Source organism: Hyphomicrobiales bacterium (assembly GCA_002869065.1).
Lineage (GTDB): Bacteria > Pseudomonadota > Alphaproteobacteria > Rhizobiales > Rhodobiaceae > Rhodobium.
Genome location: PKTR01000001.1, coordinates 620,482 through 642,216, shown reverse-complemented (window position 1 = coordinate 642,216; position 21,735 = coordinate 620,482). Strand labels below are relative to the sequence as shown.

Here is a 21,735-nt window from a genome sequence, read left to right as displayed (position 1 = left end):
GAAAGAAGTCTGTGGCGCGAAGCTAGCAAAGGGTAGCGCCAAGTGCGAGGCGCCTTGGCGACGGTCCACAGGTCGCTGGCGCTTCGAGGAAGAAATCGTGGGAAATCGAGAGAAATTCGGGCGTGCGGCGTTTCGCAACCCGTGCGGATGCTGCAGTGCCGTACTGTTGCCGCATTTGGTCATAATTCGGTAACCTTAAGCGGAGGCTTCGAATCCGAACGAAGCATCCTTAACGATGCTGTAATGGTCGCGGGCGAATTGTGAACTGGACGATGGGTGAGGTTGTCTAGGATCGCTTTAAGGGGCGTTTGCGGTTATCATCGACCGGTCTGGAATTCATCGCATGGACAGCTTTTGGCCCGTCACGCAGTCGACGAACAGCACCGGTGCATCAAGCCGACAAGCGTATCGAGTAGGGCGGTATGACTGACACCAACATTTCTTCCATGGCTCCGGCTCGCGCCACGCGTGGTGTGTCTCTGAAGCAGCTTGCGTTCGCGCTCGCCGCTTCGGTTGCCGTGATTGCCGTTGCCGGTTGCGCGTCGACGCCGAAGAAGACGGCGAGCCGATCGAGCACCAAGGAATATTTCTCTGAGAAGAAATACGGCGTCAAAGCCAGCCCGCGCGTCGCCGATGCCGGCGAAAAAGTGCGCAAGGGTGGTGGACGCTATCATGTCGGCAAGCCCTACAAGGTCGCCGGCAAGTGGTACCGGCCGAAACATCAGCCGAACTATTCCAAGACCGGCAGGGCGTCATGGTACGGTTCCGCTTTCCATGGCCGTCTGACCGCCAATGGCGAAGTCTACGACATGAACAGCCTGACGGCGGCGCATCCCACGCTGCCGCTGCCGTCCTACGTGCGGGTCACCAATCTAGCCAATAACCGTTCGGTCGTGGTTCGCGTCAACGACCGTGGACCGTTCCACGGCAAGCGCGTCATCGACCTGTCGAAGCGCGCGGCCGAGATGCTCGACTACAAGAGCAAGGGCGTGGCCAAGGTGCATGTCGACTATGTTGGCAAGGCGCCGCTGCATGGCCGCGACACGGAATACCTCGTGGCTTCATACCGGGGGCCGGGGCAGAGGAGCATCGGCGACGAGCTGCCGGCGGGTATCACCGCACCGGGCACGACGGTGCCGGGCACCATGCTTGCGCGGATAGACGATCTGGCGCCGGTTGCGGCAAATTCCGGCCGCCTGCCGATGCCGCCGATGCGGCCGTTCACCGTGCCCGCGCAGACCGTCATGGTTGCCTACGATCCGGCGACCGCGTTCAGCCAGCCGAACCCGAATTCGGGCGTGATGGTTGCCTCGCTTGAAAACGCCGCGCCTGCCGAGATGGCCGGCGAGGCGGAGTCTGCCCTTCCGAAAATTGACGAGCCCGCGGCACAAAAGCCGGAGGAACCTCGCCGTCTGTCGAGTGCGACCAGCACCTACAGCCCCGACACGCTCTCCCAGCCTGAACTTCCGGCGGGCCCGCGTCCCGATGTCGATGCGCGCAGCGTTCGCACCGTCGCGATCAACGCTCCGGTTTCCGCCAAACCCGCCCGCGCGGATGTTGTCAGCGTGAAGACCGTGCGCACTGCGTCGGTCGAAGCCGCACCGGTGCGAACGGTCGGCGCTCCGCCGCGCAATCTCGGTACGCTGCCGGCCAGCGCCGTCGGCGGAACCGGCGGACCGTTCCATCCGCTGCCGCCGGCCTCGGTAGGATCGAGTGCTTCTGTAAAGGGCCCGATGGTGCTGATCAGCTCCGGCTCGACCTCGTCTCCGACGGTCGCGGGCGCCCTGTTCTTTGCGCCCAACCAGCGCATCTCTGCTGCGCACCAGATGGTTGCCAGTGTCGCCAGCGACAGCATTCCGCTGAGCGCGCTTGCCGAGCGTCAGGAAAAGATGCGTGTCGCGAATGCCACGCCGTCTCACGAAAAAGTGCAGGTCGGGGTGTTCGGCGACAGTGCCAATGTTGCTCGTCTCGAACGCAAACTGGCGCGCTTCGGCACGGTGGAATCCCGGCCGGTTTCCATGAATGGTCAAATGCTTACGGCGGTCACCGTGGCGGCTTTCGCACCCGGGATCCGTGCCGACGATGCCGTTCGCGCGGCCGAGGCTCTGGGTGCGCGTGGCGCGCGCATCGTGCGTGACGGAAACTGATTACTCGCTATACTTGACGTCGGGGAGCGTTTGCGGCTGAGGGCCGGAGACGTATGCGGCTTTGCGCCAATCGGAACCTCTGCCGACCCTTGGGAGTCGGTTGGGAAACCCGGTGGACGTTGAGGAGGCTTCCGGTTCGCCGGAAGGGTGGACGTGTATTTCAGAGTATCGAGCCGGCAGGTCCGCGGTCCTGTGCGCTTTTGTGCGCATTTATTCCTTGTCGCGCTCGGCGTGATTGCCGGCGCATCGGCAAGCTTGCCACGCGCGCAGGCGCAAGGCTTCGAGACGGCCGCGAAGCAAGCGGTCCTGATCGAATCCGAGACCGGCGCCGTTCTTTTCGCCAAGAACGCCGATCAGCTTTTTCCGCCGGCGTCTATGGCTTTGCTGATGACGCTCGAAGTGGTGTTCGACGCTCTCAAGAAGGGCGAACTCACCCAGGATCAGACGATCGCGATCAGCGAATATGCGTGGCGCACAGGCGGTGCACCGGCGGGCCGGACGACGATGTTCGCGAAGCTGAAATCGGAAGTCCCGGTGATCGACCTCATTCGCGGCGTGATCGTTCACATTGCCTATGACGGGGCGATTGCGCTTGCCGAGGGGCTGTCCGGCTCCGAGCAGGCGTTTACGGAACGAATGAATGTGCGGGCCACGGAACTGGGTTTGCGGCGGTCCCGCTTCACCAATCCGATGGGCTATGAAGACGAGCGCATGAACGTCACGGCGCGCGAAATGGCCGAGCTCGCCAACCACATCATCAAGACGTATCCGCAATTCTATCCGATGTTTTCACAGCCGGATTTCACCTGGAACGACATCTACCAGCGCAACAAGAACAGCCTGATCGAGGGCAATTTCGGCATTGACGGCCTGATGGTCGGCGGAGCGAGCATCAAGGAGCTCGGCGCCGTGGCCTCTGCGGTCAAGGACGGACGGCGGCTCATTCTCGCTTTCTACGGCCTGCCGTCGAAGAAAGAGCGGGAGAAGCAGGCGAAGGCCCTGTTCGAATGGGGGTTTTCTTCCTTCGGGGACGTTCAGCTCTTTGCCGCAGGCGAAACCGTGGGTGAAGTCCGCGTGTTCGGCGGAGAAGAAACCTATGTCCCCGTCGTCGGGCGCGGCGCGGTGAAGGCCTATCTGCCGCTCGCAACCCGCAAGGGCTACAAGGCCCGCGTCGTCTATCGCGGACCGATCCCGGCGCCGGTGAAGGAAGGCGACGAGATCGCGCATCTCGAGGTCACCCATGAGGGCGCGATCGTCCAGAACATCCCGCTTTATGCGGCGAAATCGATGCCTGTCGGCGACTTCGGCGACAAAGCCCGGGATGGACTGATCGAAGCGCTCGCCGGCCTGTGGTATTGACCGCACGCCTCGCCTATAACCGGGGCAAAGGCGAGGGGACCGGTGGTGCGCGGCACATTCATCACTTTCGAGGGCGGCGAAGGGGCGGGAAAATCGACGCAGATCCGGCGTCTTGCCGAGCGTTTGCGCGATGAAGGCATTGCCGTTGTCGTGACCCGCGAGCCGGGTGGCTCAGCCGGCGCCGAAGCCATTCGCCATGTTCTCCTCTCGGGTGCGGCCGAGGCGCTTGGCCCGGCAACGGAAGCTGCGCTTTTTGCGGCGGCGCGGGCCGATCATATCGATGAAACCATCGAACCGGCTCTGGCGCGCGGCGACTGGGTTCTGTGCGACCGTTTCTATGATTCCACACGTGTCTATCAGGGTGCCGGCGACAACGTGGATACCGCGTTGATCGATCGCCTGCAGGCGATTGCGGTCGGATCGCGCCACCCGGATCTGACCCTCATTCTCGATGTACCGGTGGACATCGGCCTCGCGCGCGTTGCCGAACGGGCCAAGGCGAATGGGGATACCGATCCCGACCGCTTCGAGCGCAACGATCACAGCGTTCACGAAACGCGGCGGCAGGCGTTTCTGCAGATCGCGCAGGATGAACCGCAGCGGTGCGCGGTGATTGCTGCCAATGACGATGCAGACGCCATTGCAGCGCGCATCTGGCAGGTGGTCCGCGAACGCGTGCTGAAATCCGGGGAGGGCAGCGAATGACCGACGCCGTTCCCGGCGAAGCCGATGCGCTCGACGACATCGTGCTGCCGCGTGCGCAAACCGAGCTGATCGGTCAGCGCGAGGCCGAAGAAGACCTGCTGCAGAGCTACAAGAGCGGACGCATTCATCACGGCTGGATCCTGTCCGGGCCGCGCGGCATCGGCAAGGCGACGCTGGCATTTCGCTTCGCGCGCTTCGTGCTTGTGCACCCCGATCCGAAGGCGCCCGAGGTTCAGAACGCCCACGATCTTTCGATCCCGGAAGATCATCCGGTTGCGCGCAAGGTCGCGGTCTGCAGCCACGCCGATCTCTATCACCTTCGCCGCCCGTGGAACCCGAAGAACAAGCGCTTCATGACCGAACTGCCGGTCGACGAGGTGCGTCGCGCGACCTCGCTGTTCGAGACCACGGCCGGGGAAGGGGGCTGGCGTATCTGCATCGTCGACGCAGCCGATGACATGAACCAGAACGCCGCCAATGCGCTGTTGAAAATCCTCGAGGAGCCGCCGCCTCGGGCGCTGTTCCTGGTGCTGTCACACATGCCCGGCCGACTGTTGCCGACGATCCGGTCGCGCTGCCGCAAGCTGGTGCTGCGTTCGCTCGGCGAAGCCGACATCCGCGAGCAGGCGGCTGCAACACCCGTCGGTGCGGCGGCCAAGGGCGATGCCGTCAGCCGGGCTGCGGCATTGGCGCGCGGCAGTCTGCGTCGGGCCCTCGTTCTGCTTGCCTCCAACGGCGTCGAGATCTGGTCGGGGCTGGAAGCCGTCACGCGGCACTTTCCGGCACTCGATCGGCGCGCGGTACACGCATTGGCCGACCGGGTTTCGGAGCGCGGCGCCGAGGAATCCTACGCGCTTTTCGTCGACTTCGTGCGCGACTGGCTGTCCGAGCAGGTGCGCAACGGCGCGGCAAGCGGTGTCGCGGCGGGTGGCCTTTATGGCTGGAGCGAGGCCTGGGAGAAGGTCGAGCGCGTGGCACGCGAAACCGACGTTTTCAATCTCGACCGCAAGCAGGCGGTCTTCGATATCCTTCACACACTTGCGGAAGCAGCGCGAAATTCGCTATCCCCGCAGCAAACATAAGACAGACGCGCGAAGCGTCGCCATTTGCAAGGCACGGTCATGACCGAGAAACAGAAATTCTACATCACCACAGCGATTTCCTACCCGAACGGCGCGCCGCATATCGGTCATGCCTACGAGATTATCGCGACCGACGCGCTTGCCCGGTTCAAGCGGCTTGACGGGTACGACGTCTTCTTCCTTACCGGCACCGACGAGCACGGCCAGAAGATGCAGCAGACCGCGGCGGGCAAGGACCTCGCTGTTCGCGACTTCGCCGACCAGCAGGCGCCGCTGTTCATGAAAATGGCCGAGGCGCTGAATTGTTCGAATGACGACTTCATCCGTACCACCCAGGAGCGCCACTACAAGTCGGTGACGGCGATCTGGAACGAGATGCTGGAAAAGGGCGATATCTATCTCGACAAGTATTCCGGCTGGTACTCGGTGCGCGACGAAGCCTACTACGCGGAATCCGAGACCACGGTGCGCGAAGACGGCGTGCGCTACGGCCCGCAGGGTTCGCCGGTCGAATGGGTCGAGGAAGAGAGCTTCTTCTTCAAGCTGTCGGCCTACGAGAAGCCGCTGCTCGACCACTATGCCGCCAACCCGGACTTCATCGGCCCGGACGAGCGCCGCAACGAGGTTGTGAGCTTCGTCAAATCGGGCCTTCGCGACCTGTCGATGTCGCGCACGACGTTTGACTGGGGCATCCCGGTGCCGGGCCATCCGGGCCACGTCATGTATGTCTGGGTCGACGCGCTGACCAACTACATCACCGGTGTCGGCTATCCCGACATGGAGAACGAGAAGTTCAAGCGCTACTGGCCGGCGAATGTCCACGTCATCGGCAAGGACATCGTGCGCTTCCACGCCGTCTACTGGCCGGCGTTCCTGATGTCGGCGGGGATCGACCTGCCGAAGCGCGTTTTCGCGCACGGCTTCCTGTTCAATCGCGGTGAGAAGATGTCGAAGTCGGTCGGCAACGTCATCGACCCGCATTCCTTGATCGCGGCCTATGGCGTCGACCAGGTGCGCTACTTCTTCCTTCGCGAAGTGCCGTTCGGCCAGGACGGCAATTACAGCCACGAGGCCATCGTCAATCGCATCAATGCCGACCTCGCCAACGATCTTGGCAATCTGGCGCAGCGTTCGCTGTCGATGATCGCCAAGAACCTTGACGGCGAGCTGCCGGTGCCGGGCGAGTTCTCGGCCGAGGACAACGCCATGCTGGCGCAGGCCGACGCGATGCTCGAAACCTGCCGCAAGGCGATGGACAAGCAGGAGATCCATCAGGCGCTGTCGACCGTCTGGGCGACCGTTGCCGAGGCCAATCGCTATTTCACGGCGCAGGAGCCCTGGGCGCTGCGCAAGACGGACCCTGCCCGTATGGGAACCGTGCTCTATGTAACGGCTGAAGTGATCCGCCAGGTGGCGATCCTGGCGCAGCCGGTGATGCCGGAGAGCGCGGCGAAGCTGCTCGACGTGCTTGGCGTCGACACCGACAAGCGGGACTTCGCTCAGCTCGGCGCCGCTGGCCGGCTGGCCGGAGGCACCGTGCTGCCGAAGCCGTCACCGGTGTTCCCGCGCTATGTTGAAGAAGAGCCGGAGGCTTGATGCTCGTCGATAGTCACTGCCATCTCGATTTCCCCGACTTTGCCGAGGAGCTGGACGAGGTCGTCGCCCGTGCGACGGAGGCCGGCGTTGGACGGATGGTGACGATCTGCACGCGGGTGAAGCAGTTCGACAAGATCCTCGCGGTCGCCGAACGCTTCGACACGATCTTCTGCTCGGTCGGCACGCATCCGCACAATGCGGCTGAGGAAACCGACGTGACGTCGGACATCCTCGTCCGTATGGCGGAGCATCCGAAGGTGGTGGCGATCGGCGAAGCGGGTCTCGACTATTTCTACGATCATTCGCCGCGTGAGGTGCAGCAGCGTCAGTTCCGCGAGCACATCCATGCGGCGCGCGAGACCGGGTTGCCGCTCGTCATTCATTCGCGCGATGCCGACGACGACATGATCGCGATGCTGCGTGAGGAAAGCGAGGAGGGGGCCTTCCCGGCCCTCCTGCATTGCTTCTCGTCGACGCGGGAGCTTGCACTCGCTGCCGTCGAACTCGGGCACTACGTGTCGTTCTCCGGCATCCTGACCTTCAAAAAGGCGGATGAGCTTCGCGCCGTCGCCGCCGAGCTTCCGGCCGACCGGCTGCTGGTCGAGACCGACGCGCCCTATCTCGCGCCGGTGCCGAAGCGCGGATCGCGCAACGAGCCGGCTTATGTGGCACATACGGCGTCCGTTCTGGCCGATGTTCGGGGCGTTGATACGGCCGAAATCGCAACATTAACAACGGGCAATTTCTATCGAATTTTCAATAAGGTTCCGCAGAATATTAAAGTCATGTCCGCAGTTGGAGCCGGTGAATAAATGGCGGCGCTCGACGTCACCATTCTCGGCTGCGGATCGTCGCCCGGCGTGCCACGTATCGGTAATGACTGGGGTTCCTGCGATCCGACCAATCCGAAGAACAAACGCAGCCGCGCATCGTTGCTGGTCGAACGCCGCGCCGGACCGGACAAGGTCACGCGGGTGCTGATCGATACCGGCCCGGACATGCGCGAGCAGATGATCGCGGCGAATGTCGATTGGGTCGATGCGGTGCTCTATACGCATCCGCACGCCGACCACATTCACGGGATCGACGATCTGCGCGCCTTCGTGCTGAACCGGAAACAGCGCGTGAAGGTCTATATGGACGCCGATACGGCGGAACGGGTTCAGGCGGCGTTCGAGTACTGCTTTGTTTCGCCACATAATTACAACTATCCGCCGATCCTCGATGATCACCGTATCCATGTTGGTGAAACGCTGACGATTGACGGCGACGGTGGGCCGATCACCGCGCAGATCTTCCGTCAGCTGCACGGCAGCATCCATTCGCTCGGCTTCCGCTTCGGCTCTTTTGCGTATTCGACGGATCTGCACGAGCTGCCGGAAGAGTCGCACGACGCCGTGCGCGGGCTCGATACGTGGATAATCGGCGCACTGCGCGAGACGCCGCATCCGAGCCATTTGTCGGTGGATCAGGCGATCGCTCTTTCTGAGCAGATGGGCGCGCGGCGCACGATCCTGACCCACATGCACAATACGCTCGACTATGAGACGCTGAAGGCACGACTGCCTGAAGGGTTCGAGCCGGGCTATGACGGCATGACGTTCCAGGTAGAGGGTGCAGACGAACTCTGACGCCGCAAGTGGAGTCGGAAACGGCCATATCATATTGAATTGGCATGCTGATATGCTGTTTTGTACGTGTCCGTTCTGCCGTCTGGCTAAACCAAGTTATTCCATAATCTATCTTATGCGAATCCCGCTTGTGCGGTGCTGGGAGTGGTGTTTCGCAGGTTCATACGTGCTGAGCGTCCCCTCTCGGTTCTGACGCGCGCGCCTCTCGCGGACGCTCACTGATCGGAGTTCGTTGCTCGCACGTCCGCGTTACTACGCGCATATCGACCAAGGCTTGATCTACGGGTCGTTCGGTTGGTGGCGCGCAACGGGCGCTTCTATTCGCCGGCGCGGAGCTGATGGGTCGCGATGATCTCGGCGATCTCGGCCTTGCATGAGCCGCAGTTGGTTCCGGCCTTCAGCGCAGTACCGATGTCGTCAACTGTGGCGCAACGGCCGGACTGGACCGCTTCGATGATCTGATTGACACCGACGGCGAAGCAGGAACAGACGATCGCGCCCGGGTCGGGCCGGTCCTGTCCGGGACGTCCGGCAATCACGCGGAAGCGCGCCTGGCGGTTCTCGAAATCCTTGCCGAGGTCGCCAATGACGCTTGTGCGCGAGACCGGCACAGGATTGGGCGACAGGAACAGCGCGCCCAGGAGGCGTGCGCCGTCGAACAGTGCGATCCGTTCGTGGCCGAGGCGGCCATCGTGATAGGCCAAAGGCTCGGCGCCTTCCCCTGCTCCGAACAGTTCACGCGCGAAGGCAGCCGGGTCGCTCGTGTGTTCATCAAGCGCGAATTCCAGGCGCCATCCGTTGTTTGCCTTCGCAAGCGCCCAGTAGGACGCATTGACCTTGGTTGGACGTTCCGCGAGAACGGCGAAGCCATACAGCGCCGGCTGATAGCGGGTGACCCGTGCGGCGACATGCTTCGACGCCGGTTGGCCGGAAAACGGGTCGGTGACCGGGGCGACGGCGGCACCGATGCGAGCGTGTGAGGCGTAGGCATCGTTCCAGTGCATGGGAACGAAGACGGAGCCCCTCGCCTGACGCGTTGAAATCAGTGCGCGGACGACGACATCGCCATGCACCGATGTGACTGAAACAAGGTCCGCGTGGGCGATACCGAGTTCAGCTGCGTCGGCCGGATTGAGCTCGGCATATGGCTCGGCGATGTGTGAGGACAGCCGCGGGCTCAATGCCGTGCGCGTCATCGTGTGCCAGTGGTCACGCACGCGGCCGGTATTCAGCACAAGGGGGTAGTCGGTAGACGTCCGCGTCGCGGCTACGCCTTCAACGGCAATCATGCGCGCCTTGCGGTCGGGCGTGTAGAACCCACCGGTCGCGAAGAAGCGTGTGGCACCCTCGTCCGCGCCAGCCTTCCACGGCCAGAAAGAGGGTTTCAGTGCGTCAAATGCATCATCATCGATGAAGGAGAGCGCGCCGATATCGAAGTCGCGCGTATCGTCGTTCTCGAAGGCCGACATCTGCGCATATTCGCGGAAAATGTCGGCGGCGCTTTCAAAGGCGAAGGCGTCGGCATAGCCCATTCGGCGAGCGACCTCGGTGACGATCCACCAGTCCGGACGGGCCTCGCCCGGCAGCGGAACGATTCCCCGCTGGCGCGAGATCATGCGCTCGGAGTTGGTGACGGTTCCGTCCTTCTCGCCCCAGCCTGCGGCGGGCAGCTTGACGTGCGCATGGCGGATCGTGTCGGTCGTGTCGAGAATGTCGGAGACGACGACGAAGGGGCACGCCTTGATCGCGGCTTCGACGGCATCGGCGTCAGGCAGCGAGACGACCGGGTTGGTCGCCATGATCCACACTGCCTTGATCTTGCCCTCACCGACGGCCTTGAACAGATCGACGGCTTTGAGGCCCGGCTTGTCGGGGACGTGCGGCGATTGCCAGAAGCGCTGGACGGTGTCGCGGTGTTGCGGGTTCTCGATATCCATGTGACAGGCGAGCATGTTGGCAAGCCCGCCGACCTCACGGCCGCCCATTGCGTTCGGCTGGCCGGTGACGGAGAACGGCCCCATCCCTTCCTGCCCGATCCGTCCGGTCGCGAGATGGCAGTTGATGATCGCATTGACCTTGTCGGTGCCGATCGACGACTGGTTCACCCCCTGGCTGTAGACGGTTACGACCTTTTCGGTCGCCGCGAACCGGCGGTAGAACTCGGCGATCTCCGACGGCCGCAAGCCGGTCGCCGCGGCAACGGCCTCCACCGGCCAGTTCCGCGCGGCGTGAAGGGCGTCGACGAAGCCGGTGGTGTGGTCGCGCACATAAGCCGTATCGATGGCGCCGACCTCATCGAGGTGGTTCAGGAGGCCGACGAAGAGCGCCGCGTCGCCGTCGGGCTTGATGGCGAGGTGGGTATCGGCAATCGATGCGGTCATGGTGGCGCGCGGGTCGATCAGCACGACGCGCATGTTCGGACGTGCCTTCTTGGCGGCTGCGATGCGCTGGTAGATCACTGGGTGGCACCAGGCGAGGTTGGAGCCGACAAGGATCAGCAGGTCGGCTTGTTCCAGATCTTCATAAGAACCCGGCACGGTGTCGGTGCCGAAAGCGCGACGGTGACCGGCCACCGATGAGGCCATGCAAAGCCTTGAATTCGTGTCGATATTCGCCGAACCGATATAGCCCTTCATCAGCTTGTTGGCGACGTAGTAGTCCTCGGTCAGGATTTGGCCCGAGACGTAGAACGCTACGGAATCCGGGCCGTATTCGGCGATCGCATCGTTGAACCGGGATGCGACCAGTTCGAGCGCCTCGTTCCAGCCCGCCTTGCGGCCATCGATCTGCGGCTCAAGCAGCCGCCCCTCAAGGCCGAAGGTCTCACCAAGTGCTGAGCCTTTCGAGCACAGGCGCACATAGTTTGCCGGGTGGTCCGGGTCGCCCTTGATCGAGACCGTTCCATCGGCGTCGGGCGTTGCCAGGATCCCGCACCCGACACCGCAATAGGGGCAGGTGGTCCGAACAGTTCTGGCCTCGCCCATTACGACTTCCTTTTCCGCACGCGTGTCCATGCCCAGATCTGAGGGAGGGGACGTGTCCCCTACCCGTTTGTCAGGCTGCCGCCAGTCCAAGCCCGTCGAGGCAGACGAACAGGGTTCCGTTCTCGACCTTGGCCGGAATCGTCTTGACCTTGCCCTCGTCGGCGCCCTGCGCCTTGCCGGTTTCCAGCGAGATCACCCAGTTGTGCAGCGGGCAGGTCACGGATGCGCCGTGCACGATGCCCTGGCTGAGTGGGCCGCCCTTGTGCGGGCAGCGGTCCTCGATGGCGTAGACTTCGTCATCGATGGTGCGGAACACGGCGACCTTGCCGGACGGTGTGTTGATGCAGCGGGCGCCACGGCGCGGGATATCGTTGATCGTGCCGATCTCGGTCCAGTTCATGGAACCCTCCTACTCTGCGGCCTGGCTGAAGCCGAATTCGGCCAGTGGCGTGAACTCGTGCTTGTCCTTGCCCGAGACGCGCTCGGACCAGGGGTCGATCTGGGCGAACTTCTGGGAGTTGGCGAAGCGGTCGTAATAGGTGCGCCGCGTTTCGAGGTTGTCGAGGATCTGTTCGCGGATCGTGTCGTGGCCGACGCGGTCGGCCCATTTGTAGATCCGTTCCAGGTAGTAGCCCTGCTCGCGATACATCTGCATCATCGCAGCAGCGATCTCGATCACCTCTTCCTCGGTCTTCACGGAGGCGAACTTCTCCGTGCCGCGGATTTCAAGACCGGCGGCGCCGGCATAGTGGATCTCGTAGCCGCTATCGACGCAGATGATGCCGATGTCCTTACAGGTGGCTTCAGCGCAATTGCGCGGGCAACCGGAGACGGCGAGCTTCACCTTGTGCGGCGTCCATGCACCCCACAGGAACTTCTCGAGCTGAACGCCGAGGCCGGAGGAATCCTGCGTGCCGAAGCGGCACCATTCCTTGCCGACGCAGGTCTTCACCGTGCGCAGCCCCTTGGCGTAGGCATGACCAGACACGAGGCCGGCATCGTTGAGATCCGCCCAGACGCCCGGCAGGTCTTCCTTCTTCACACCGAGAAGGTCGATCCGCTGGCCGCCGGTGACGTGCACCGTCGGGATGTTGAAGCGGTCGACGACATCGGCGATCGCACGCAGTTCATCGGCGCTGGTGATACCGCCCCACATGCGCGGGATGACCGAATAGGTGCCGTCCTTCTGGATGTTGGCGTGGACACGCTCATTGATGAAGCGCGACTGGTAGTCGTCGCTGTACTCGCCCGGCCAGTCGGCCACGAGGTAGTAGTTCAGCGCCGGACGGCATTTGGCGCAGCCGCACGAGGTCTTCCACTCGAGTTCCTGCATAACGGCCGGAATCGACTTCAGCTCCTTCGCCTTGATCAGCCGGCGGACATCGCCATGGCCGAGATCGGTGCAGCCGCACATGGCCGCGACCGCCGCCGGGGCGTAGGTATCGCCAAGCGTCAACGCCATGACCTGTTCGACGAGGCCGGTGCACGAGCCGCAGGAGCCCGAGGCCTTGGTATGCGCCCTCACCTCGTCGAGGGTGGTCAGGGCCTTGTCGGTGATCGCCTTGACGATCGTTCCCTTGCAAACGCCGTTGCAGCCGCAGATTTCTGCTTCATCCGGCAAGGCTGCAACGGCCGCCATAGGGTCCAGAGGGGCACCCCCCTGATAGGCCTGGCCGAAAATCAGCGTCTCGCGCATCTCGGTGATGTCTTCGCCGCGCTTCATCAGATCGAAGAACCACGGACCGTCGGCGGTTTCGCCGTAAAGCACGACGCCGATGATCTTTTCGTCCTTGAGGATCAGCCGCTTGTAGACGCCGGCCGTGGCGTCGCGCAGCACGATTTCCTCGCGGTCCGGGCCTTCGGCGAAGTCGCCGGCCGAAAACAAGTCGATGCCGGTGACCTTCAGTTTGGTCGAGGTGACCGAGCCGGTGTAGTCGGCGTCCCCATCGGCAAGGCGATCTGCCAGCACGCCGGCCATTTCGAACAGCGGTGCGACGAGGCCGTAGCACTGGCCGCGATGCTCGACACATTCGCCGAGCGAGAAGATAGCGGGATCCGAGGTTGTCATGCCGTCGTCGACGAGAATGCCGCGATTGACCTCGATGCCCGCTTCCTTGGCAAGCGCTGTCGAGGGGCGGATGCCGACCGCCATGATGACGATGTCGGCGGGAATGATGGTGCCGTCATCGAGGCTGACGCCGGTGACCTTGTCCTCGCCGACAATCGCGTGGGTGTTGGCCTTGGTGATGACGTCGATACCGCGTTCCTTGATGGCGCGCTCAAGCAGATAGCCGGCGGCGGTGTCGAGCTGACGTTCCATCAGCGTCGGCATCAGATGAAGGACGGTGACCTCCATCCCCTGCGTCTTGAGGCCGGCGGCGGCTTCAAGCCCGAGCAGACCACCGCCGATGACGACGGCGCGGGCGCCGGGCTTCGCGGCTTCGAGCATCGCATCGACATCGTCGAGATCGCGATAGACGAGAACGCCGGGCAGTTCATGGCCGGGGACCGGAATGATGAAGGGCGACGACCCGGTCGCAATCACCAGCTTGTCGTAGGAGGCGGTGATGCCGTTCTCCGACGTCACCGTCTTCGCGTCCCGGTCGATATTCGTGACCTTCGCCGAGCGGTGCAGCGTGATGCCACTATCCGCATACCAGGCGTCATCATGGGTGATGATGTCTTCGTAGGTCTTCTCGCCGGCGAGCACCGGGGAGAGCATGATGCGGTTGTAGTTCACCCGCGGCTCGGCGTTGAAGATCGTGACTTCGTAGCGCCCGGGGGCCTTTTCGAGCAGATGTTCAAGCATACGGCCCGGGGCCATGCCATTGCCGACAACGACCAGTTTCTCGCTCATGGTTCTGTCCCCTTCTCGGCTCAGGCGGTTTTGCCGCCATAGGCGGTCTCGATCATGACGTGGGAGAGCGCGTCATATGCCGCGACCCAGGCCTGTCTCGTTTCCTCGGTGAAGTCGTCGCCGAGGCCCTTCTGCAGGGTCCAGATCAGCGAGGCGCCGACGGGCGCGTAGTGTTCGGCCTTGATGCCGTAGTCGACGTGACGCGCGGCGAGCTCCTTGACGGCCGGCAGGATCGCTTCGAGGTCCTTCAGGCTGTTGACGACGGTCGCCAGCGTCTGCATCAGCATGCGGCCCTGGTTCTTCATGTCGCCCTTGAAATGCACCTGCACTTCCGGCGCGATCTCGAACAACCGGCCATAGAACAACTCGGCGGCGGTTTCGGAGATCGGCGCAACTTGTCTGAACGACGCCTGGACGAGATCGATCTGTTCGGGGGTCATGGCGTTCTCCTATTCTCCGGCGGCCAGCACGGCGGGCTGCGAATGGGTTGAAGACATGCGGTGTTCGCGCTTGGCGGCGATTGCGGCCAAGGCCTCGGGCGACGGATTGGCACCACCCTCATAGGCTTCGAGGAAGTCGAGCAATTCCTCGCGGTAGGCGTAGTAGTCGTGGTGCGCGAGGAGTTCCTTGCGGGAGCGCGGACGCGGCAGATCAACATCCATGATGTTGCCGATCTTGGCGTTCGGGCCGTTCGACATCATCACCACGCGGTCGGCCAGCAGGATCGCCTCGTCGACATCGTGGGTGACGCAGATCGCGGTGACCTTGGTGCGCTTCCACACGTCCATAAGCACGTCCTGCAGCTCCCAGCGGGTCAGGCTGTCGAGCATTCCGAAGGGTTCGTCGAGCAGGAGCAGCTTCGGCGATAGCGCGAACGCGCGGGCGATGCCGACGCGCTGCTTCATGCCGTTGGAGAGATCGGCGGCCATGCGATCCCGGGCATCGCCGAGGCCGACACGCGAGAGGTAATAGTCGACGATGTCGCTGCGCTCGGCCGCGCTCGCGTCCGGATAGACCTTGTCGACGCCGAGGGCGACGTTCTGGCGAGCGGTCAGCCAGGGCATCAGTGAGGGGGCCTGGAAGACCACTGCGCGGTCCGGGCCGGCACCGGAAATCTCCTTGCCGTCCAGCACGATACCACCGCCGGAGATCTTGTTGAGGCCGGCGACCATCGACAGCACCGTCGACTTGCCGCAACCGGAATGTCCGATCAGGGTGATGAACTCGCCCTGCTTCATCTTCAGGTCGAAGCCGTCGACGACGGTCAGTGGCCCTTTCGGCGTCGGGTAGACCTTCTTGACCTCGAAGAACTCGACGAAGCCCTTCTCGATCGGCGATTTCGCGGCGCGGACATAGGCGTCGGGGAGCTTGTCGTTAGCGTTTGTGCGGTCGCGCTGGGTGATCGGAACGACATTCGGCAGTGTAATGTCGTTCTCGACCTCGACGCCGCGTTCCGAACCGACCATCATCAGATATTCCGTGATCTCGGCGCGCAGTTTGATGAAGTCGTCGTTGTGGTTCATCTCGCCGCGATCCCGCGGCCGCGGCAGCACGACCTTAAACGAGGGGCCGAGCGTTGCGTTCGGACCCGGATTGAGCGGAATGATCCGGTCGGCGAGCAGGATTGCCTCATCCACATCGTTGGTGATGAGAATGATGGTCTTCTTTTCCTTCCGCGAAATGTCGGCGAACTCGTCCTGCAGCTTGGCGCGGGTCAGGGCATCGAGCGCCGACAGCGGTTCGTCGAGCAGCAGTATCTCCGGTTGCATGGCAAGCGCACGGGCGACGGCCACACGCTGACGCATGCCGCCGGACAGTTCGGCCGGCTTGCGGTCCGTCGCATGCGACAGGCCGACCATGTCGATATATTTCCGGGTCATTGCCTCGCGTTCGGCCTTGGAAGCCTTTGCGAACACCGCATCGACCGCGAGCGATACATTGCCGTAGACCGACAGCCAGGGCATCAGCGAGTAGGACTGGAACACGACACCGCGCTCGGGTCCCGGACCGTCGATTTGCTTGCCGCGCAGGATGACGCCGCCGGTGTCGGGTTTGATCAGCCCGGCGATGGCCGAGATCAGCGTCGTCTTGCCGGAGCCGGAGAACCCGAGGATGGCAATGAACTCGCCCTCCTCGACCTTCAAATTGATGTCGGAGAGAACTTCGGTGCGATCCGCACCGTCGCCGTAGCTCTTCGACAGGGAGGATATTTCAAGAAACGGCATGACGGTCCCCTTAGCGGTTGGCCGAGAAGGTGAAGGCCGTCTGCAGCGCGTACATGACGCGGTCGAGCAGGAAGCCGATGATGCCGATAGTGAGAACCGCGACGATGATGCGGGCGAGCGACGACGAGGAGCCGTTCTGGAACTCGTCCCAGACGAATTTGCCGAGGCCCGGGTTCTGGGCGAGCATTTCGGCTGCGATCAGCACCATCCAGCCCACGCCTAACGACAGCCGCATGCCGGTGAAGATCAACGGCAGCGAGGACGGCAGGACCAGCTTGCGGATGGTGGTCCAGGTCGAGAGCTGCAGCACCTTGCCGACATTGACGAGGTCCTTGTCGATCGACGCCACGCCGAGCGAGGTGTTGATCAGCGTCGGCCATAGCGAGCACAGCGTCACGGTGATTGCCGAAATGACGAGTGACTTCGGGAACATGTCGCTCGGATCCATATACAGCGCCGACACCACCATGGTGACGATCGGTAGCCAGGCGAGCGGCGACACGGGTTTGAAGATCTGGATCAGCGGGTTGATGGCGCCGTTGACGGTGCGTGACAGGCCGGCGGCGATACCGAGCGGAACGGCGATCAACGTACCGATCAGGAAGCCGAGCCCCACCGTGAACAGCGAGGTCGCGATCTGGTCGAGATAGGTCGGCTTGCCGGTATAGGTTCGGTACTTGATCTTGTCGGTCTTGCCGGCGGCCTCGAACTTGGCGTTGCGCTTGTCCTGGCGCTCGTAGAAGGCGGCGGCCTTTTCGCGCTCGGCCTTGTGGTCGTCCCACAGATTGACCGTCTGCTCCCACACCGCGACGGGTCCGGGGATCGCGCCGAGCGAGGTCTGGATCTTGGGCGCTAGAATGCCCCAGGCGACCAGGAACAGCAGGATGCCGGTCAGCGGGATCACCAGCACCCGCTTCAGCTCGCCGAGCTGTTCGCGCGGGTTGTCACCGGCAGCCATCTTCAGGATCGGTGTCAGCCAGCCGAAGCCGAGGGCATCGAGCCATGCGGCGGCCTTGTTGATGCGGGCGAAAAGACGTTCCTTACGCGCGCTGCGGGCAGCTTCTGCGGCGGCGGCGTCATTGGCGGTGGCGTCCGTCATCTGTCGATTCCTCGTTTCTTCGGTCCGGGAATACCGGCGGGCACGGCAGTCCCCTGCCCGCCGGGTTCTGTGCTGCGGGGCTTAGCCGCCGACGACTTCACTGCCGTCGACGACCTGCTTGCCTTTAAGGCCGATCGGCAGGGAGTCGATGTAGGCGTTGGGTTTCTTGCCGTCGTAGGCGATGCCGTCGATGATGTCGGCAGCCGGGGTCGGCTCACGATAGCCGTCGGTGTCCCAGGGGAAGTCCGCTTCGGCGACGTTGCCCTCTTCGACCAGCATCTTCGCGGCCTTCAGATAGATGTCCGGGCGGTAGACGCTTTTGGCGACCTCGTCGTACCAGGCATCGTCCTTGCCTTCGGCGATCTGGCCCCAGCGGCGCATCTGGGTCAGGTACCAGACGGCGTCGGAGTAGTACGGGTAGGTCGCGTAGTAGCGGTAGAAGACGTTGAAGTCCGGCACGTCGCGCTTGTCGCCCTTCTCGTATTCGAAGGTGCCGGTCATCGAGTTGGCGATGACCTCGGCGTCGGCGCCGACATATTCCGACTTCGAGAGGATCTCGACGGCTTCCATGCGGTTGGCGTTGTTGTTCTCATCCAGCCACTTGGCGGCGCGGATAAGGGCCTTGGTCAGCGCCAGCGTGGTGTTCGGGTTCTTCTCGGTGAATTCCTTGGTCAGGCCGAACACCTTCTCCGGATTGTTCTTCCAGATCTCGTAGTCGGTGATGACCGGCACGCCGATGCCCTTGAACACGGCCTGCTGGTTCCACGGTTCGCCCACGCAGTAGCCGTAGATGGTGCCGGCTTCGAGGGTCGCCGGCATCTGCGGCGGCGGCGTCACGGACAACAGCGCATCGGCCTTGATCTGGCCGGAGATGTCGCTGGTCGAATAGAAACCCGGGTGGATACCGCCCGAGGCGAGCCAGTAGCGCAGTTCGTAATTGTGGGTCGAAACCGGGAAAACCATGCCCATGTTGAAGGGCTTGCCGTCCGCCTTGAACTTGTCGACGACCGGCTTCAGTGCCTCAGCCTTGATCGGATGGACCGGCTTGCCGTCTTCCATCGGAATATTGGGCTTCATCATCTCCCAGATCTCGTTGGAGACGGTGATGCCGTTGCCGTTCAGGTCCATCGAGAACGGGGTGACGATGTGCGCCTTGGTGCCGAATCCGATGGTGGCAGCGAGCGGCTGACCGGCGAGCATGTGGGCACCGTCGAGTTCGCCGGTAATCACGCGGTCGAGCAGAACCTTCCAGTTGGCCTGCGGCTCGAGGGTGACGAACAGGCCTTCGTCTTCGAAGAAGCCCTTCTCATAGGCAATGGCGAGCGGCGCCATGTCGGTCAGCTTGATAAAGCCGAATTTCAGCTCGTCCTTTTCGACGTCGAGCATTTCGGCATGGGCCCCGCCGACAACGGCAAGCATGCCGGCGCCGGCGGCAAGACAGAGTGCCATGCGGCGGGTCAGGTTCGGCAATCCGGTCATTCGCTTCGTCCTTCCTGTTCTCCCGCTCAGCCGCTGGGAGGATCGGCATCACGGTCTTTGATCGCTGCAAAACAAAAGCCGCCGAACGATGCGCGCACCCGCCAATGCGGGAGTACGTGATCGTTCGGCGGCTTTGCCTGTGGTGCCCCTCGTTGGGCACGATATAGAGGGCCTGGTGAGACCGCAGAAAGTGTTGCACGGAGTGTGCCAGTTATTCAGAAAACCATTTTCTCTAATGTTTTCAATGCGACTGGAACGTATTGAGAATCTGCCCCAATTAGTGCGCTGCACAAAATTGCAGCACCAAATGCACATCCACTGGTGCGACGCTCAATAAATTAGCTTTTTCGAATGTATTGCGGGAACTACTTCGAGACGGTTTTTGCAGGGCGCTGGCTGGCGAGGTAGTCGTCCAGATGATCGGGATCGAAGACGGTGCCGTCGAAGAACCCGTCGGGGCCGAGAATGAGGGATCCGCCGGAGGCGCCCACCGGAGTCGGGCGTTCGAACGCGCCCTCGACCTTTGCATTGGCGCCGGGGATAGCGACTCCGAGAGGCGCCAGCGCGGCCCGATAGATGTCTGGTCGGTACGATCTGCGCGCGACTTCGACATTCTTCGCCGTATGTGTGACGTGGCCCCAGCGGACCATCTGGCTGTAGAACCACAGGGCGTGGCTCTGCCATGGGAAGGTGGCGGCATTGGCATAGGGAATGAAGAAGTCGTCGACGCGGCGTTGTTCGCCGTGCCCGACTTTCAGGGAACCGGAGAGTGCCGGCACCACCATCTTCGGCGCCACGTCGAGATAGCGTTCGTCGGCGATCGCGAATGCCAGTTCCTCGTGATTGTCGGGTTCGCCGCACCAGACCGCGGCGTTGTGGAGCGCACGCAGCAGTGCTGCGATCTGCTCCGGGTTCTCCTCCGCAAATTCCGTGCCGACACCAAGGACCTTTTCCGGGCTCGATTTCCAGATGGCGGACTTCACGGTTGCCATGCGTCCGCAATCGGCAAACACGCCGGCCGTATTCCACGGTTCACCGACGCAATAGCCGTCGATGCTCTCGGTACACAGGGCATCCGCCATCAGCGGCGGCGGGATGATGACGATTTCGACGTCGGTCTCGGGATCGATGCCGGACGCCGCAAGCCAATAGCGCAGCTCGTAATTGTGCCCCGAATGGGGATGGACGACGGCGAAACGGAGTCGCGGCAGGTCGTCCTCTACCCGGGCCGCAACAACCGAGCGAAGTGCCCTGCCCGTTGCCAACGGCTCCAGCGTGTCGGGCGCGCCGTGACTTTCCATTGCCTGCCAAAGAGCGTTCGACACGGTCACAGCGTTGCCGCCGAGCCCAAGCGCCATCGGAGCGATCGTCGGTGACGAAAGCGGATTGAGGCCGAGATTGCCCGCAATCGGCATCGGCGCGAGCATGTGGGCGGCATCAAAATGGCCGACGGCCATGCGGTCGCGAATATTGGCCCACGACGTTTCGCGCACGAGGACGAGGTCGATCCCCTCTTTCGCGGCGAAACCCTTCTCCCGCGCGGCGATGAGAATCGCGGCATCGAGCAGCGGGATGAAGCCGGCGACGATCGTGTTGCCGTCATGCATGCTCAGGGGCCCTCCAGCAGGCCCGCCGCCGTAACCAGGCTCTGGGCAATTTCATGGATCTTGCGGTTCTGGTTCATCGCCGTGCTGCGCAACAGCGAATAAGCCTCGTCCTCGCCAATGCCGCGGGTCTTCATCAGGATGCCCTTGGCCTTTTCTATGACCTTGCGGCCGGCGAGCGCGTCGCGCGCCTCTTCAAGCTCACGGGACATGCGGGAATAGGCGTTGAACCGGCTGATCGCCATGTCGAGGATCGGTTTGACCCGCTCCTGGCGCAGCCCGTCGACGATATAGGCGGAGACACCCGCCTCGACGGCGGCCTCGATCGACGCCTGATCCGAGCGGTCGACGAACATGGCAATCGGCCGCTGCACCGCGCGCGAGAGCTGAAACATGTTCTCGAGCATGTCGCGGTTCGGATTGCCGAGATCGATGACGATGACATCGGGGGCGATTTCGGCGATACGCCGCGCGATGCCGGTGACGTCGTTCACCACCGTAACCCGGTCGTGGCCGGCCTCTCTCAGCCCCGTCTCGATGATCGAGGCGCGGATCTGGTTTTCATCAATGACCAGGATCGATAGAGGGCTCGGTGGCATGGGATATCAGCGCACACTCGGCGGCATGTTGCAATGCACAATTCTGCGCCATGCAGCGGGATTGGTCAAACCCGGCACTGCACAGCCTGAACGGACTGTGAGCAATTGATTGAATTATAGAGGAAATATGGTGAGCGGGGTGGGGATCGAACCCACGGCCAGCTGATTAAAAGTCAGCTGCTCTACCACTGAGCTACCCGCCCTGAAGATATATGCGCCCTTCCCCCGCCGCAGCGAGTTCGGGTACCCGCGGGGGGTACGAATATCTGCCGGTTCTGTCAAGCACCGGCTGGGCAAAAAGAAGGCCCCGGCAACGTTTCCGCCGCCGGGGCCCTTTGTCGGAATTTGCTCTTTTTGCTTGGCCGCGT

At 62.9% G+C, this 21,735-nt stretch carries 16 protein-coding genes and 1 tRNA gene; 7 read left to right on the top strand and 10 right to left on the bottom strand.

Features of this window, described 5'->3' with window-relative positions; translation table 11 throughout:
- The first annotated feature begins 446 nt into the window (after positions 1 to 446).
- From C0606_02815 to C0606_02785, 7 genes are all read left to right on the top strand, one after another.
- A complete protein-coding gene (locus tag C0606_02815) occupies positions 447 to 2,147 on the top strand; it encodes a septal ring lytic transglycosylase RlpA family protein (protein ID PLX39463.1) in 1,701 nt (566 codons plus the stop codon).
- A gap of 147 nt (positions 2,148 to 2,294) precedes the next feature.
- Positions 2,295 to 3,506: a D-alanyl-D-alanine carboxypeptidase gene (locus C0606_02810; protein PLX39462.1), complete on the top strand. Its 1,212-nt coding sequence runs from the start codon at positions 2,295 to 2,297 to the stop codon at positions 3,504 to 3,506.
- Between the two features lie 42 nt (positions 3,507 to 3,548).
- Entirely contained in the window at positions 3,549 to 4,211 is a 663-nt protein-coding gene (locus C0606_02805; GenBank protein ID PLX39461.1) for a dTMP kinase, read from the top strand.
- Positions 4,208 to 5,293 carry a DNA polymerase III subunit delta' gene (locus tag C0606_02800; GenBank protein PLX39460.1) on the top strand — a complete coding sequence of 362 codons (1,086 nt, stop codon included), beginning with the start codon at positions 4,208 to 4,210 and terminating at the stop codon, positions 5,291 to 5,293. Before C0606_02805 ends, C0606_02800 begins: the two co-directional genes overlap by 4 nt.
- Before the next feature lie 39 nt (positions 5,294 to 5,332).
- A complete protein-coding gene (locus tag C0606_02795) occupies positions 5,333 to 6,889 on the top strand; it encodes a methionine--tRNA ligase (protein PLX39459.1) in 1,557 nt (518 codons plus the stop codon).
- Positions 6,889 to 7,701, top strand: a complete 813-nt coding sequence (locus C0606_02790) for a LuxR family transcriptional regulator (protein PLX39458.1) — start codon at positions 6,889 to 6,891, stop codon at positions 7,699 to 7,701. Before C0606_02795 ends, C0606_02790 begins: the two co-directional genes overlap by 1 nt.
- On the top strand, positions 7,702 to 8,520 hold the full coding sequence (locus C0606_02785; GenBank protein ID PLX39457.1) for a phosphoribosyl 1,2-cyclic phosphodiesterase: 819 nt from the start codon (positions 7,702 to 7,704) through the stop codon (positions 8,518 to 8,520).
- 317 nt (positions 8,521 to 8,837) lie between these two features.
- Here the strand turns inward: C0606_02785 and C0606_02780 are convergent, their stop codons facing one another.
- The 10 genes from C0606_02780 to C0606_02735 form a co-directional block, all read right to left on the bottom strand.
- Complete coding sequence (locus C0606_02780) at positions 8,838 to 11,534, bottom strand: nitrate reductase (protein ID PLX39456.1); 2,697 nt, start codon at positions 11,532 to 11,534, stop codon at positions 8,838 to 8,840.
- 40 nt (positions 11,535 to 11,574) lie between these two features.
- Entirely contained in the window at positions 11,575 to 11,904 is a 330-nt protein-coding gene (gene nirD, locus C0606_02775) for a nitrite reductase (NAD(P)H) small subunit (protein ID PLX39455.1), read from the bottom strand.
- Between the two features lie 9 nt (positions 11,905 to 11,913).
- A complete protein-coding gene (locus C0606_02770; GenBank protein PLX39454.1) occupies positions 11,914 to 14,361 on the bottom strand; it encodes a nitrite reductase large subunit in 2,448 nt (815 codons plus the stop codon).
- 20 nt (positions 14,362 to 14,381) lie between these two features.
- The gene (locus tag C0606_02765) at positions 14,382 to 14,801 is read right to left on the bottom strand and encodes a hemin receptor (protein ID PLX39453.1); all 420 of its coding nucleotides are present in this window, start codon (positions 14,799 to 14,801) and stop codon (positions 14,382 to 14,384) included.
- A 9-nt stretch (positions 14,802 to 14,810) separates the two neighbouring features.
- Positions 14,811 to 16,586 (bottom strand): nitrate/sulfonate/bicarbonate ABC transporter ATP-binding protein, encoded by a 1,776-nt coding sequence (locus C0606_02760; GenBank protein PLX39452.1) that lies wholly within the window; start codon positions 16,584 to 16,586, stop codon positions 14,811 to 14,813.
- Between the two features lie 10 nt (positions 16,587 to 16,596).
- On the bottom strand, positions 16,597 to 17,685 hold the full coding sequence (locus C0606_02755) for a nitrate ABC transporter permease (GenBank protein PLX39451.1): 1,089 nt from the start codon (positions 17,683 to 17,685) through the stop codon (positions 16,597 to 16,599).
- Positions 17,686 to 17,766: 81 nt separating this feature from the next.
- A complete protein-coding gene (locus C0606_02750) occupies positions 17,767 to 19,134 on the bottom strand; it encodes a nitrate ABC transporter substrate-binding protein (GenBank protein PLX39675.1) in 1,368 nt (455 codons plus the stop codon).
- Positions 19,135 to 19,529: 395 nt separating this feature from the next.
- Complete coding sequence (locus C0606_02745) at positions 19,530 to 20,771, bottom strand: nitrate transporter (protein PLX39450.1); 1,242 nt, start codon at positions 20,769 to 20,771, stop codon at positions 19,530 to 19,532.
- A gap of 2 nt (positions 20,772 to 20,773) precedes the next feature.
- Complete coding sequence (locus tag C0606_02740) at positions 20,774 to 21,367, bottom strand: two-component system response regulator (protein PLX39449.1); 594 nt, start codon at positions 21,365 to 21,367, stop codon at positions 20,774 to 20,776.
- Positions 21,368 to 21,495: 128 nt separating this feature from the next.
- Positions 21,496 to 21,570, bottom strand: a tRNA-Lys gene (locus C0606_02735).
- Positions 21,571 to 21,735 lie beyond the last annotated feature (165 nt).

Coding starts and splice junctions, on each gene's coding strand:
- C0606_02815 (PLX39463.1), top strand. CDS start 447: ATGGCTCCGGCTCGCGCCACGCGTGGTGTGTCTCTGAAGCAGCTTGCG.
- C0606_02800 (PLX39460.1), top strand. CDS start 4,208: ATGACCGACGCCGTTCCCGGCGAAGCCGATGCGCTCGACGACATCGTG.
- C0606_02795 (PLX39459.1), top strand. CDS start 5,333: ATGACCGAGAAACAGAAATTCTACATCACCACAGCGATTTCCTACCCG.
- C0606_02790 (PLX39458.1), top strand. CDS start 6,889: ATGCTCGTCGATAGTCACTGCCATCTCGATTTCCCCGACTTTGCCGAG.
- C0606_02785 (PLX39457.1), top strand. CDS start 7,702: ATGGCGGCGCTCGACGTCACCATTCTCGGCTGCGGATCGTCGCCCGGC.
- C0606_02780 (PLX39456.1), bottom strand. CDS start 11,534: ATGGACACGCGTGCGGAAAAGGAAGTCGTAATGGGCGAGGCCAGAACT.
- nirD (PLX39455.1), bottom strand. CDS start 11,904: ATGAACTGGACCGAGATCGGCACGATCAACGATATCCCGCGCCGTGGC.
- C0606_02770 (PLX39454.1), bottom strand. CDS start 14,361: ATGAGCGAGAAACTGGTCGTTGTCGGCAATGGCATGGCCCCGGGCCGT.
- C0606_02765 (PLX39453.1), bottom strand. CDS start 14,801: ATGACCCCCGAACAGATCGATCTCGTCCAGGCGTCGTTCAGACAAGTT.
- C0606_02760 (PLX39452.1), bottom strand. CDS start 16,586: ATGCCGTTTCTTGAAATATCCTCCCTGTCGAAGAGCTACGGCGACGGT.
- C0606_02755 (PLX39451.1), bottom strand. CDS start 17,685: ATGACGGACGCCACCGCCAATGACGCCGCCGCCGCAGAAGCTGCCCGC.
- C0606_02750 (PLX39675.1), bottom strand. CDS start 19,134: ATGGCACTCTGTCTTGCCGCCGGCGCCGGCATGCTTGCCGTTGTCGGC.
- C0606_02745 (PLX39450.1), bottom strand. CDS start 20,771: ATGCATGACGGCAACACGATCGTCGCCGGCTTCATCCCGCTGCTCGAT.
- C0606_02740 (PLX39449.1), bottom strand. CDS start 21,367: ATGCCACCGAGCCCTCTATCGATCCTGGTCATTGATGAAAACCAGATC.